The sequence below is a fragment of the Nitrospira sp. genome (assembly GCA_029194535.1).
Lineage (GTDB): Bacteria > Nitrospirota > Nitrospiria > Nitrospirales > Nitrospiraceae > Nitrospira_C.
In genome coordinates this window covers 1,431,339-1,444,582 of record JARFXR010000001.1, presented here as the reverse complement: position 1 = coordinate 1,444,582, position 13,244 = coordinate 1,431,339, and the positions used below count along the sequence as shown (strand labels likewise).

Sequence of the window (13,244 nt, the reverse complement as noted above, 5' to 3'; positions counted from 1 at the left end):
TCATTGCACATACCGTCATCCACCAACGCTCGATCGCTCCGCCGCCTCGAACACGACCTTGCCCCCCACGATGGTCGTCCACACGCGCCCCTTCAGCTTCCAGTCGGCGAAAGGTGTATTTCGACTTTTCGAGCGGAACTTGGTCGGATCCACTTCCCACTGTGCATGAGAATCAATAATCGTCACATCGGCATCGGCCCCGACCGCCAGCGACCCTTTCGTGAGGCCAAATGCGGCCGCCGGGGCGGTGCTGAGCTTGGCAACGGCCGCCTCGAGCGTCAGGACCCCCTCATCGACCAGCGCTAAGGTCAAGGACAATGCGGTTTCCAACCCCACGATGCCGAACGGCGCTTCCGTGAACCCCTGCTGTTTCTCCTGCGTGGCGTGCGGGGCATGATCCGTCGCGATCACATCGATCGTGCCGTCGCCTAAGCCCTGTTTGATCGCCTGGACGTCTCTCCACGTTCGCAGGGGAGGATTCATCTTCGCACAGGTATCATACCCGCGGACAGCTTCCTCGGTGATGGTAAAGTGATGCGGACAAGCTTCCGCCGTCACGCGAATCCCGCGCGATTTGGCTTCGCGCACCATGCGGACGGATCCTTCCGTACTGATATGAGCCAGATGCAGCCGCGCGCCGGTCAACTCGGCTAACGCGACATTCCTGGCGACCATGACATCTTCTGCCGCCGAGGGAATGCCGGGCAGTCCTAGCTCGGTGGAAATCAGCCCTTCGTTCATGCACCCGCCCTCGGCCAGATGGAGATCTTCGCAATGATCCACCACCGGAATGTCGAACGCCAAGGCATATTCCATCGCTCGCCGCATGACCAGGCTGTTCATCACGGGTTTCCCGTCGTCTGAAATCGCCACACAGCCTGCGCGCCGCAAATCGCCGATTTCGGCCAGCTCCTTTCCCTCTGAGCCTTTGGTGATCGCCCCAATCGGCAGCACGTTCGCCAAACCGGCCACTCTCGCTCGCTCGAGGATGAACTCGGTAATGGCTTGGTTGTCGTTGACCGGACTGGTGTTGGGCATGCAGCATACAGTGGTGAATCCGCCGGCCACAGCCGAGGCCGCCCCACTCTGGATGGTTTCCTTGTACTCAAAGCCCGGCTCCCGAAAATGCACATGAAGGTCTACGAATCCTGGAACCACCAGCCGTCCTTTCGCGGAAATCCTCGCCGCATGGGAGGGTGTCTCAACCGTCGAGCCCACCGCGGCGATACGTCCCTGGTCGATCAAGACCTCGCCGACGCCGTTGAATCGTCCAGGATCGATGATGTGTCCTCCGGTGATCAAGAGTGCCATGGTTGCCTCATCATTCTCCCACACGACAAGATTCACTCTCGGTGGTCCGCAACAGACTCACCGCGCCTAGGTTGCTTCAGTCCAACCGGCACCGGGATGAATACCTTCCCGCATCCGTTAGTTGGCCCCCGACATCAGATAGAGGATGCCCATCCGAACCGCCACTCCGTTCGCCACTTGATCGAGAATGACCGACGAAAGACTGTCGGCGACCTCCGGCGCAATTTCCACGCCGCGATTGATCGGACCGGGATGCATGACGATCGCGCCCGGATCAGCCAGCTTGACCCGTTCTCCCGTCAGACCGTAGAGCCTCGCGTATTCACGGATTGTGGGGAACAGCGCCCGACCCTGTCGCTCCAGTTGGAGTCTCAACATCATGATCACCTGGACGCCGGTGAGCCCTTCGTCAAAATTGCAATAGACCCGCGCTCCCAGCCGCTCCACACCCCAGGGCATCATGGTCGGCGGGCCAATGAGCCGCACCTCTGCCCCCAATTTCGACAGAGCGTAGATGTTGGAACGAGCGACACGGCTGTGGGCCACATCGCCGACGATCGCGACCTTGAGACCCTCGAACGAGAGTCCCCGTTGGCGGATGGTGTACAGATCGAGCAACGCCTGAGTCGGATGTTCGTGCCATCCATCCCCCGCGTTGATCACCGATGATTTCACCCCACGCGCGAGCGCTTCTGCCGCGCCTGCGGACGGATGGCGCAGGACGATGATGTCCGCCTGCATCGCTTCAATGTTGCGTGCGGTATCCAGCAGGGTTTCGCCTTTGACCACGCTGCTCGACGAGGGAGAAAAATTGATGACGTCCGCGCTGAGCCGTTTCGCCGCCAGTTCAAACGAGGTCCTCGTTCTCGTGCTGGGTTCAAAGAACAGATTGACGACGGTCCGCCCCCGCAACGCGGGGACTTTCTTGATCTCTCGTCCAGTCACTTCTTTGAAGGAATCGGCTGTGTCGAGAACGAGCGCGATCTCCTCAACCGACAAGGGCGCCAAACTGAGCAAGTCCTTGCGCTTCAGGCTCATACATCCCTCCTCCACGGGAATGCGTCACAGCCCCACGATTCCATTTTCACCTGTTCACCTGCGATCGATCCTGTACCGGATTCTCAGGCTCGCGAGATGACCACTCGATCCTCTTCACCCGCCTCCTCCAGCAGCACTTGAATCTCTTCATCCCTGGAGGTCGGAATATTCTTCCCGACGTAGGTCGCCTTGATCGGCAACTGCCGATGCCCCCGATCGATCAGTACGGCGAGCTGGATTTCCGCCGGCCGCCCCAGATCCATCAGTCCGTCCATCGCTGCGCGTATCGTCCGTCCGGTAAACAACACGTCGTCGACCAACACAATGATCTTGTCCGAGATGTCGAACGGAACGGAGGTCTTGCGCAAAACCGGCTGTTCCTTTCTCAAGGCTAAATCATCGCGGTAGAGCGTGATGTCCAACTCTCCGATCGGCACCGTCACGCCTTCAATATCGCGAATCCGTCGCACCAATCGATGACCGAGATAGACCCCGCCGGTCCGGATCCCGACCAAGGCCAACCGGGCGACGCCCTTGTTCCGTTCCAGAATCTCGTGGGCGATGCGTGTGACGGCCCGACCGATATCACCGGCATCCATCACGGGCTTTTCTTGCGTGTAATCAATCTGCACGTGAGCCATGGTCCGCGTCCGGGCATAAAAAAACCTCCCCGCCAGAATGTGGCGAGAAGGTATCAAGATATCGACCGGCGCAGGCCGGGCTCTGGTTCATACCCTGCTCCTTGCCCACCTCGCAGGATGAGCATTAAAGGTTACGGCATCTTAGCGAGCTTCGTGGAACACTGTCAAGCCGATGGATAGTCTTACGGAACCTTCAATACCTTCAGCAATACCTCCAGCGCACATTGCTTCGGCAACAGCCCCGGCACGATGATGCCGATGGGATTCCCGCATCTGATGGTCGTCGGTTTCGTGAGCTGCAACAGAAAATTGGCCATGAATGCTTCGCTACCCCGGAGTGAGCCTCATTCATGCTCAGGGTTCCCTGGAAGTTTCGACGAAGCATTGTCGTCTGTCATGTCTTGCTGACATGATACAGGGTCAAACCCGGCTTGAGTTTCGCCTTGGGAAGAACGTTTCGGTGCATTCGAAACGGCGGCAAGGCCTCCACCGGTTCCTGCCAGGCAAGCCTGAACCCCCATGAACGCCAGGACGCCCCGAGGCCCTCGGGAGCCGTCACAAAGGCATGTCCTCCAGTACGCAGCGCCGCGCCGAGTTCGGCGACGGACACGGCAAGAATGTCTCGATCCCTGCCGAGACCATAAGGAATCCAGACATAGGCCAGGTCATGGGAACCGGGTGCCGGCTGATCGACCCGGTCGCCACCCGCGACCCACAGCTTGATCCCTGCGAGCCAATCCCATCGCGTTAAGCCGGCGCAGATCGTCCACAATTGTTGCGCCTGTTTCTGCGCGAGCGCGGGAACGCTGACCCGCACCGTGTAGTTCCGCGGCCGATCGAACGGCACACAGGTGGCGATGACTGCATCGCCGTTGATGATGAGGATGCGCTGGGCTTCAGCGAGGATCCTTCCGATCTCGCGATCCTGTTCGGCCGAGTCCTGGATGTAGTCCGCGACAAACGGTTGTGCGGCAGCCTCGTCGATCTCCGTGTCGTCTTCGGGGTAGAACAGCACAGCCCCATAGGCGTCGTGCGGAGTGATCGGGGGTACCGCCGGGACAAAGAGCGATCTCCAATCAACCGGACTGATCGCCGTTTCGACCGGTTGCTCTCGGTGACCTTCCGGCAAGGGGACCCGCAACACCGACTTACGATGCCGATCCTGGAGGATCACGCATCCTTCGGCGACATAGGCGAGTCGATCGCACGGGCTCATCCCGCTTGCGCTCGGGTTCACATACGGCAATCCGGCGGGATCGTCGGCAAGCGCCGCCTTCTGCAGCAGGTCCCCTTTGAAGGTCAGGCAACAGTCGTGGGTCGCGTCGAAATATCGCAGTGGCGGCGACGGCGACGGAAACCAGAGCACCTCGTGGGCGTGCGCCTGGTCCATGAACACGGTATGGACATTGCGGTGCCCGGACACCTGTGGAGTGAAATACGAGCTGAACAATCGAAAGGCGGCCTCGGAAGGATAGGTGGGTATCCCCCGATAGCGGAGCGGAGTTGGAGCCGACCGACACTGGTGCTGATCGTCGTAGAGCCCGCGGATCAATTCGAACGCGGCCGAGCCGGTGCCGGGCAGCAGCGACTTGAAGAGCTCAACCACCGGTAGAAAGTCGATATTCGCCCAATTCATGGCGCCCATGCAGGACATGAAACGACCGCCGGAGAAATCCCCCTGTTCGAGCAGGTAGAACGCGTCCTTCCGATGTCGGATCTTGGCAATTCCAGTCCTGTCTATAGACAAATCTTCGTCTCGATAGAACCAGCGGACTTCCTCGACCGGAACCTGCAGGGCCTGCACGGCCATGCCGCGGAGATCATCGGGAGTGAGCCGCTGCCACCCCGACCTAGTGGCGAGGTTCAACCTCATCTCGTTTACCAGCCCAGCGGGCTTGATGCCGACCCACGCCCCCCAGTCCAGCCGGATTCTGGCGCGCAGGAGCGTAGGCCTCCCGTGCGCATCCTGACCCCATTCGCATTCGTGGAGAGGATGCCCCGCCGGGTCCGTCGCGAGAAATCGGCGGCCATCAGGACGGTAGAAGACAAGATGCTCTGAGGGTCCGCGGACAACCGACCCTCCAGCCTGTTCAAAGTCGTCGGTGAAAGCATGATTGGCCTGAAATCGAAGATGACCGGGAGTCTTGAGCGCGACAAGGACGGGATCGGCAGACATCTAGCAGTTGACGGAAAGAATCACTGTGACCGGAGGCAAGAGTGACAGACTGTACAGAATGCTCAAAAAGGCAGTGCAGCAAGGCCGCAGCGAGGCACGCCCTTTCTCATTCACCCACCCCGAGCTGCCAAAACAGCTCAGGCCCGATCGGTACGTTGAGGGTCTGAACGATGCGTGAACGACGCTGGCAGCCTTTTGCAGCATTCCGTCACTCGCGGATCTGACCGCTGCCCAAGACGACAAACTTCGAGCAGGTCAGTTCCTGCAGTCCCATCGGCCCCCGCGCGTGGATCCGGGACGTGCTGATTCCGATCTCCGCCCCAAGACCGAACTGATACCCGTCATTCAATCTGGTCGAGGCATTGACCAGGACGGCGCTGGCATCGACTTCCCGGAGGAATCGCATGGCTTTCTGATAGTTGCCTGTCACGATGGCTTCGGTGTGGCGCGAACCGTAGCGGGCGATATGCTCCAACGCTTCGTCGACGTTCTTCACCACCTTGACGGCCAAGGTCAGATCGAGAAACTCTTTTCCGTAGTCTTCGTCGGTCGCCGGCTTGGCGAGGGAGGAGAGTTGACAGGTCTTTAGGCAACCGCGCACTTCGACTTTCGCCGCCGAGAGCTTCTCGACAAACCCGGCAAGCCAGGTGCGGGCAATGCCCTGATGGACCAGCAGGGTTTCCATCGCGTTGCACGTGGACGGCCGCTGGACTTTGGCGTTGAAGGCGATCCGATCCGCCATCGCGGCATCCGCATCGTCATCCACGTAGACGTGACAGACCCCCGCGTCGTGTTTGAGCACCGGAATGGTGGAATGCTCCGCCACCGTTCGCATCAGGGACTCCCCTCCGCGGGGAATAATCAGATCGATGAACCGATCCTGCTTCAAGAAGACGGGAACCGCCTCGCGTTCAGCTCGTGTGATGAAACCGATCGCACCGGCCGGCACACCGGATTTTTCAGCCGCCTCCGACAGCACGGCTGCGATTGCGGTGTTGGAGTGAATCGCCTCGCTGCCCCCACGTAGAACGCAGGCATTGCCCGACTTCAGACACAGCGCCGCAGAGTCCGCAGTGACATTCGGACGGGATTCGTAAATGATGCCGATGACGCCGATGGGGACCCGAACTCGTCCGACCTGCATTCCGTTGGGTCGGATCCACATCTCGGGGATTTCACCCAGCGGGTCGGCGAGCTTTGCCACCTCCCGTATACCGTCGGCCATTTCGGAGATCCGTGATGGGGACAACCGAAGCCGATCCGCCATCGCCTTTCGCTCGGGCGCTGCGCCAAATGCGTCGAGATCCTGCTCATTTGCGGCCAGAATTGACCCGGATTGCTCTTCTATGGCATCGGCCATGGCCAGCAATGCCCGATTCTTCACCGATGTCGAAAGGGTCGCGAGTTGTCCCGAAGCTTGCCGCGCTCGCTGCACCAGGGCCTGTACATATTCTTGAGTGGATTGTTCAGGAACCTCGGAGGCTTCGATCGACTCCTTGGATCCAACGGCCAGCGCACGTTCTTGGATACTGTCAGCCATCACCATCCTGCTTTCTTCTGAAAATCGCCGTGTGCGAGGAACAGAATACCGTGGGAGTTTCCAAGGGGTCAAGGCACTTGGGTACCCCCCCCGCGTCAGCGTGCTGAGAACCTCGCAGCTCTCATGTCTGTCCGGCTAGGGGGCAGGGGGCGGGATTGTGGCGTCGCCAGGCGGCTGGGGCGATTCCGAAGGCTGGGAATCCGCCTGATTGAGTGCGGTGGGAAGCTGGTCGATCCCCCGCGGGGGCGGTACATTGACCGGAGCGGTAGGGAGGAAGGCGCTGGGCATGGACGGATTGGGAAACTGGAAAATCCAGTCTCGATAGCTCTTTTTGCCTTCGAAGTGGCGGACAGGCAAGGGAAACTCATGTTTCCTGATTGGCTCCGCGACGCTTCTGCTTCGGACTCCCATGATGCCGCCGGAGGGTCCCTTGAGATACTCCCACTCCCCATGATTCATGGGATCGCGATAGGGTTTGCGCAGAAGCGGCTTAGGCAATCTCGTCAATTCGGCCAAGGATTGAGGGTACACTTCTCCCTGCGTGACGCGACCAGCCTTCATCGTGGAAGAATACAGTGCGAGGGCATTCTGGATCTCGATACCCTTGGTGAGCAAATCCGCTTCCTCTTCCCGCTGAATCATGCCTTTCCACTGCTTGGCGGCGGTGGTCGTCGCGATGCCGATCAGGACGATCACAAACATGAGAAACAGATAGGTGATGCCGCGCTCGTTGCCGGAAAGCCTCGCCATGACACGCTCTAGGGTTGAGTGGCCGGTTCTTCTGACAGCGGAACCGCATATTCAAGGTGAGATTTCTCATCTTCCAACGTGACGCTGTCCGGTGTAATCGCTTTCACGACCACGTGGTTTTCAACGGTCTCGCCCTTGCGGACGACGTGCAGCTCATCGTTCTTCGTCAGGACGGCCAGCTCATGTTGTATCGCCCGATCACTTCCCTCTTTCCGCACGAAGCCCAAGTAATGAAATTGTGCCAATTCCGTCAGGATCGCTTGTTGCTGTTGCGCTATGTCCGGAGCAGCGTCCGAGGCAGACCCCGCCGCCTCAGCCGTCTCCGGCAAAGAGAAAATGTTCCTGGGCATGACGAAAGAGAGGCCTCGCTGATCCCGTGAGGATGTCAGGAGATCAAGTTGCACGTGCAGGCCGCCGCCGGGACCTTTTCGTCCTTGCTGAATGGGCCGGTGACCCGACACGTTGGTGAGGGGAACACGAGCCGGTTCTCCCGCCGTCGACCACAGCCACATTCCGGCTCCTCCCCAGATCGCGAGGAGAATCGCCAGTACACCCGCCTTTTGGTACCCGCCGTTCATCGACCCCCTTTACTGGGCAGCTCCAGCCAAGGTCTCACCGGCTTTGAGATAGGTCGCAATCTTGATGTTAAACGTCAGTGACTGATCCTGACGCTCCGGCGCACGTACCAAATCCACATCTTCGATATAGACCAGCTCTTCGGCGGTCTCGAGGTCGAAGAGAAATCGTCTGAGATCCTCATACTTCCCGGTCATCGTCCCTTGGAGAATCCCGCGGGTAATATGAGGGACGGCCGTGGACTCCGTCTTGTAGGATAGAGCCGGCAAGGCTACGTGGTTTTGCCTGGCCTCGTCCGTAATACCCAGCGCCAAGGGAGCGAAATCACGTTCGTCCGGAAGGGCCGCCCATACCTGACCCACGTCCTTCTTCGCCTGCCGTGCCTCCAGGTGAAACTGATGGACTCTGCGAGCCTGCAACCACTCCTGTTCGAGCTTGGCCAGCTGCATGTCCGTCGATCCGACTCCGAAAGATCTGGTCAGCCAGAGAATCCCGAACAGCAGCACTGAGAGTCCCACCCTTGGCACCAACGGCCCATAGGGACTCTTGAGCGCCCCGATCAATCGATTCATGTCCCGGATGTCCTCTCCAGGTTGTACTTCACTGAAAGGTCGAACTCGACCAGTCCGTCCCCTCCAGTATGATGCTGCCCGAGGACGGGATCCCGAAAGACAGGATGGTCCTGGAGTTTCACGGTCAAGGCTGTGATGTCCTCGACCGTGATGGCCGCACCTGTCAGATGAATCATCCCTCCCACCGAATCGAGTCGAAGGCTCTTGATCGAGATGCGCTGAGGAATCGCCTCCTCCAGACCGGACAGGAACCGGGTCCAGGAAAAGCTGTGTTTCGCCAGCAATTCATTGGCCAAACTCACCTCCGACGGCAAGGCTTGCAGGGTTGGGGCCGACAGATCGATCCCTTCCTGTTGAGCACCGGCCATGAGCCGGCGATCCTGCTCCCGGACTTGATCGAGACGGGTCTGCATCTCGTACAGTTCTGCGCCGTGGTTCACCGCGAGCGTGACGGTCCATGCGATCCACACACAGGCCAGGAGACAGAGTGCGGCAAGCCCGGCCCGTACCGGTTTGACATACCATCGGTACCGGCTGGCGAGGTTGAGATGAAAATATCGCGCATCTCCCGGTCCAGACAGTGGAATCCTGCCGAGTGACATAGCCGACGAGAGCTTTTGAATGTTCATCGCTCAGATCATCCCCGCCACCACCGGCAGGGCAGCTAACGACGTGCCGCCGCTGCAGGCCTTCCATCCCAGCACATCGATATGGTTCCAGGTCAGACATTCCACGGACACACCGAGTTCGCGGCTCAGCATCGATTCCCAATGCTGGCTCGAATCCGCTGTCATGAGGATAATTTCCTTCGCCTGCACGTGCGGATATTGCTCCCGGCAGGCTAGAAACGACGCCGAGATCTCCCGCACCACTCTGTCTTCGATATCGCCCCCCTCCTGAGCCGAATGCACCTGCTCTTCGGGAAGGAGTTTTGTCCGGACGAACACTGGTCGCTTCTGGTGAAAGATGAAGCAGGTCAGCGCCCCGTCCATCACCGTGACCCATGCCAGATCATGGTCCAATCCGCGGTAGCCGCCGGCGGCTCTCAACCAGAGGTTGAACGAGCTGAAACTCGTCACACCCACTTCCTGCGGAACAAAACCGACGGCCTCGCACACCGTTTCGTATTGATGCAAGATGCCCTCCTGGATGACGACGGCCAAGACCAAATGGGAATCGTCGCCGGCCACGGATGCCGGAAACACCTGCCAGATCAATTTGGTTCCGGAAAGCGGAAGACGCTGTTCCTGTCCGAGCCTCCATCGGATGAGGGCCTCTAGTTCTTCGTTCTGCAACGGCACGTGATCCAACGAGAGAACGATCGTACGGACCGCCAAGTCGGACAACAACAGGGTGATCGGCCGAGGCAATTCCGGTATTCCGATGCGCTCCGCCAACCGTATCCGCCCGGAGGAGCCCGCGAGGGAACGAAGCCGTTCTTCCACTGCGACCCGGTTGATGACATTGGGCTCGATTGGCGACAGCTTGATCGAGTCCGCCGGAAGCGGCGACGACTGGCACCAGTAGCGATGCCGGCCCCGCCACGTCCGGACATGCTCCCCCCAGACCAAGCCCCGGCTCCCAACCTTGAGACAGAACCGGGGTTTCCCGCCGCCGAATCCGAACATCTCAGCTTTCCTCGTTGAACGTGACGCGATTGATCTCGCGTAACGTCGTGGAACCTTCGATCACCTTTCGCACGGCTGACTGCCGCAAGCTAATCATGCCCGATGTCACCGCCCGATACCGGATCTCGGACAGTGGCCGCTCGGCCAGAATCATTTCCTTGATCTCATCGGTCAAGTCCAAGAATTCGGTGATGCATTTTCTGCCTCGATAACCAGTGCCCAGACATTCTTGGCATCCTTTGCCCTGGTAGAATGGAAGATCTCTATACTCTTCATAATCGAGTCCCGATTCTTGAGCGAGAGCTTGATCGAGCTTGACCGCCACCCGACAGGCCGGACAGACGATACGGATGAGCCGCTGAGCCAACACACAATTGAGCGCCGCCAACAAGTTGTACGAATCGATGCCCATGGATGCAAAGCGGCCGATCACGTCGAAAACGTTATTGGCATGGACGGTGGTCAGGACGAGATGCCCGGTCAGCGCCGACTGAATGGCGATCTGCGCCGTTTCGGCATCGCGAATCTCACCGACCATGATCTTGTCGGGATCGTGTCGCAGGATCGACCGTAATCCGCGGGCGAAGGTCAGCCCCTTTTTCTCATTGACCGGGATCTGCACGACACCGGACAGCTGATATTCGACGGGATCTTCGATGGTGATGAGCTTGTCCTCTTTCACGTTCATTTCGGTGATCGCAGCGTAGAGCGTCGTCGTCTTTCCGCTTCCGGTCGGACCGGTCACAAGCACCATGCCATACGGCCTCGTAATGGCCCGCCGGAAGCGTCTAAGGTCTTCCTCGTTGAACCCCAACCGGTCCAACCGCAGCGCAGACACTCCTGTCGTGATCGCTTCCCGATCCAGAATACGAATGACCACCGATTCTCCGAAGACGCTCGGAAGGATCGAGACACGAAAATCCACGGTCTTCCGCTCCAGTCTCATCCGAAAACTGCCGTCCTGCGGCACGCGTCGTTCCGCGATATCGAGATCTGACATGACCTTGATCCGGGAGACGAGCGGCGCATGTAACCGAATGTCGAGCGGCTCCATGGCCGGCACAAGGATCCCGTCAACCCGAAACTTGACCTTCGTGGCCCGATCGGCAGCTTCGATATGGATGTCGCTCGCGCGACGCTGCATCGCGCTCAACATGATGGAATCGAGCAGCTTGACCGTCGGACTTTGGTCCGCTCCGCCCTCGTCAATCCTGAGAATCTCATCTCCCCGCTCATCTTCTTTTACGAGGACGGAACGGTATTCCGCTTCCAGTTCGCGGAGCGCCTGGCTCGAGCCTTCGCTTCGGTCCAGGGCCACAAGGATGGCACTGCGCGGGCTGACCACGAGTTCCAATTCTCGGCCGAGCAGCAATTCCAGTTCATCGAGCGCTAGGAGGTTGTGCGGGTCGGGAATGGCGACGGTGAGCCGGCCGCCCTGTTCGGCGATCGGAACGAACGGGTGACGCTGCATCAGCTTGACCGACATGGAATCGTAAAACGATTGGTCCACCCGGAAGTCCGTGAGGGGATCGAATGGGATCCCAAACTGAACCGCCAGCGCCCGTGCCAACTGCTCTTCGGACAGGGCCCCTTCACTCACCAGAGTTGGTCCAAGACCGGCCGACGCTCCGCGTAAGCGATCGAGCGTCTGCTCCACAGTCTGTCGAGGCAGCAATCCCTGGTTGACGAGCACGTCGGCCAGTGTCGGTCTCCCGCCGGGCTTGGTCGTCATTCCCTGTCTGCGGCTCATCCGGCTCCCCTCGCTGTGAACGATGCTCCCATTCACACTGTCCCGGCCATCTGGAACACGGGCAGATACATGACGATCACGATTCCGCCGACCAGCACTCCCATCACCAATAAGAGCACCGGTTCGATCCATGTCGTCAGCTGGGTCAATCGAAGATCGAGATCTCCTTCGTAAAACTCGGCGACGTCGTGAAGCATCGTTTCCAGGGCTCCTGTTTCTTCCCCGACTGAGAGCATCTCGATGGCGAGTTTGGGAAACACACCCGGTCGACCCAACGCAGCGGCCAGTGTGGTGCCCTCGCGAATGTCATCCACGGCCCCCGCGACTCCCTCGGCAATGTACCGATTCGAAACCGCTCCCTTGGTGATGTGTAAGGCGTCGACGAGGGGAGTTCCCGCGGCAAGGATGGTCCCCAACGTTGTAGCCAACTGAATCGTATGGTGCTTCACGAAAATCTGCCCAAGCAGCGGAACCCGCAACAGCATGCGATCAGCCGTAAGATGTCCTGTCGGCGTCGCATAATACGCCCGCCCCACCAGCAGAACGGTTGCCAGCGATACGGTCATCGGAATCAGATAGGCCTGCGCCGCGGTGACGAGATCGATCAACGCCTGCGTCGCAGCTGGCAATGTCTTCGCCGATTCGCTGTAGACAGAAATGAATGTGGGCATGACGTAGGCCAACAGAAATCCGATGACGCCCACACCGACCAGAATCAGAAATCCAGGATAGGCCAGGGCTTTTGCGACCTTCTGGCGAAGCTCGATCATCAGTTTCAAGTAGGTGATGAATCGCTGCAACACATCTCCCACATTTCCCGAGTGCTCGCCGGCTTTGAAGGTGGCGATGTAGAGCTCGGAAAAATAGGCGGGATGTTTGGCGAGTGCTTCTGAAACGGAGGCCCCGCCGCGAACGTCTTGACGCACCATCCGGAGAACCTGTTGAAACCCTGCGTGACGGGCCCGTTCGATCAAGAGATCCCACACCCGAAGCACAGGCAGTCCCGCTTTCATCAAGGCCAGCAACTCTTTATTGAAAATCAGAAACTCCCCGAGCGGCAGCCGTCGGAACGCCAGAAGGCTAAGTGTGGAGGCACCGATTGCCTCGCCGTGGCGTTGGAGTTTGAAAACGAGATACCCCTGCCCTTCAAGCCTGGCGCGGACGAGTGACTCCTCCTCGCCCTCGACCTGGCCGTCTAGGGTCGATCCATCTGGGCGAGCGACTCTGTACGAGAAGACGGGCATGACTCGATTCGCAGAGTA

General features: G+C 59.4%; 13 protein-coding genes. All 13 read right to left on the bottom strand.

Going from position 1 to position 13,244, the window contains the following annotated elements:
* Positions 1-15 precede the first annotated feature (15 nt).
* Positions 16-1,311, bottom strand: a complete 1,296-nt coding sequence (locus P0111_06560; GenBank protein ID MDF0643675.1) for a dihydroorotase — start codon at positions 1,309-1,311, stop codon at positions 16-18.
* Positions 1,312-1,428: 117 nt separating this feature from the next.
* Positions 1,429-2,349 carry an aspartate carbamoyltransferase catalytic subunit gene (locus P0111_06555; GenBank protein MDF0643674.1) on the bottom strand — a complete coding sequence of 307 codons (921 nt, stop codon included), beginning with the start codon at positions 2,347-2,349 and terminating at the stop codon, positions 1,429-1,431.
* Positions 2,350-2,432: 83 nt separating this feature from the next.
* Positions 2,433-2,990 (bottom strand): bifunctional pyr operon transcriptional regulator/uracil phosphoribosyltransferase PyrR, encoded by a 558-nt coding sequence (gene pyrR, locus P0111_06550; protein MDF0643673.1) that lies wholly within the window; start codon positions 2,988-2,990, stop codon positions 2,433-2,435.
* A 182-nt stretch (positions 2,991-3,172) separates the two neighbouring features.
* Positions 3,173-3,307, bottom strand: coding sequence for a hypothetical protein (locus tag P0111_06545; protein ID MDF0643672.1), 135 nt, complete (start codon positions 3,305-3,307; stop codon positions 3,173-3,175).
* 77 nt (positions 3,308-3,384) lie between these two features.
* Positions 3,385-5,166: a hypothetical protein gene (locus tag P0111_06540; GenBank protein MDF0643671.1), complete on the bottom strand. Its 1,782-nt coding sequence runs from the start codon at positions 5,164-5,166 to the stop codon at positions 3,385-3,387.
* Between the two features lie 208 nt (positions 5,167-5,374).
* Positions 5,375-6,706, bottom strand: a complete 1,332-nt coding sequence (locus P0111_06535; protein MDF0643670.1) for a glutamate-5-semialdehyde dehydrogenase — start codon at positions 6,704-6,706, stop codon at positions 5,375-5,377.
* A gap of 135 nt (positions 6,707-6,841) precedes the next feature.
* Positions 6,842-7,456: a type II secretion system protein gene (locus P0111_06530; GenBank protein ID MDF0643669.1), complete on the bottom strand. Its 615-nt coding sequence runs from the start codon at positions 7,454-7,456 to the stop codon at positions 6,842-6,844.
* Between the two features lie 8 nt (positions 7,457-7,464).
* On the bottom strand, positions 7,465-8,034 hold the full coding sequence (locus tag P0111_06525) for a hypothetical protein (GenBank protein MDF0643668.1): 570 nt from the start codon (positions 8,032-8,034) through the stop codon (positions 7,465-7,467).
* A 9-nt stretch (positions 8,035-8,043) separates the two neighbouring features.
* Positions 8,044-8,604, bottom strand: coding sequence for a type 4a pilus biogenesis protein PilO (gene pilO / locus P0111_06520; GenBank protein ID MDF0643667.1), 561 nt, complete (start codon positions 8,602-8,604; stop codon positions 8,044-8,046).
* A complete protein-coding gene (locus tag P0111_06515) occupies positions 8,601-9,233 on the bottom strand; it encodes a PilN domain-containing protein (GenBank protein MDF0643666.1) in 633 nt (210 codons plus the stop codon). Before P0111_06515 ends, pilO begins: the two co-directional genes overlap by 4 nt.
* A 3-nt stretch (positions 9,234-9,236) precedes the next feature.
* The gene (locus P0111_06510) at positions 9,237-10,232 is read right to left on the bottom strand and encodes a hypothetical protein (GenBank protein MDF0643665.1); all 996 of its coding nucleotides are present in this window, start codon (positions 10,230-10,232) and stop codon (positions 9,237-9,239) included.
* Position 10,233: 1 nt separating this feature from the next.
* Entirely contained in the window at positions 10,234-11,982 is a 1,749-nt protein-coding gene (locus P0111_06505) for an ATPase, T2SS/T4P/T4SS family (protein ID MDF0643664.1), read from the bottom strand.
* 32 nt (positions 11,983-12,014) lie between these two features.
* Positions 12,015-13,226, bottom strand: coding sequence for a type II secretion system F family protein (locus P0111_06500; protein ID MDF0643663.1), 1,212 nt, complete (start codon positions 13,224-13,226; stop codon positions 12,015-12,017).
* Positions 13,227-13,244: the final 18 nt, after the last annotated feature.

Bases quoted from the DNA above. Each gene is read 5' to 3' on its own strand.
- P0111_06560 (MDF0643675.1), bottom strand. From the start codon at position 1,311: ATGGCACTCTTGATCACCGGAGGACACATCATCGATCCTGGACGATTC.
- P0111_06555 (MDF0643674.1), bottom strand. From the start codon at position 2,349: ATGAGCCTGAAGCGCAAGGACTTGCTCAGTTTGGCGCCCTTGTCGGTT.
- pyrR (MDF0643673.1), bottom strand. From the start codon at position 2,990: ATGGCTCACGTGCAGATTGATTACACGCAAGAAAAGCCCGTGATGGAT.
- P0111_06545 (MDF0643672.1), bottom strand. From the start codon at position 3,307: ATGGCCAATTTTCTGTTGCAGCTCACGAAACCGACGACCATCAGATGC.
- P0111_06540 (MDF0643671.1), bottom strand. From the start codon at position 5,166: ATGTCTGCCGATCCCGTCCTTGTCGCGCTCAAGACTCCCGGTCATCTT.
- P0111_06535 (MDF0643670.1), bottom strand. From the start codon at position 6,706: ATGGCTGACAGTATCCAAGAACGTGCGCTGGCCGTTGGATCCAAGGAG.
- P0111_06530 (MDF0643669.1), bottom strand. From the start codon at position 7,456: ATGGCGAGGCTTTCCGGCAACGAGCGCGGCATCACCTATCTGTTTCTC.
- P0111_06525 (MDF0643668.1), bottom strand. From the start codon at position 8,034: ATGAACGGCGGGTACCAAAAGGCGGGTGTACTGGCGATTCTCCTCGCG.
- pilO (MDF0643667.1), bottom strand. From the start codon at position 8,604: ATGAATCGATTGATCGGGGCGCTCAAGAGTCCCTATGGGCCGTTGGTG.
- P0111_06515 (MDF0643666.1), bottom strand. From the start codon at position 9,233: ATGAACATTCAAAAGCTCTCGTCGGCTATGTCACTCGGCAGGATTCCA.
- P0111_06510 (MDF0643665.1), bottom strand. From the start codon at position 10,232: ATGTTCGGATTCGGCGGCGGGAAACCCCGGTTCTGTCTCAAGGTTGGG.
- P0111_06505 (MDF0643664.1), bottom strand. From the start codon at position 11,982: ATGAGCCGCAGACAGGGAATGACGACCAAGCCCGGCGGGAGACCGACA.
- P0111_06500 (MDF0643663.1), bottom strand. From the start codon at position 13,226: ATGCCCGTCTTCTCGTACAGAGTCGCTCGCCCAGATGGATCGACCCTA.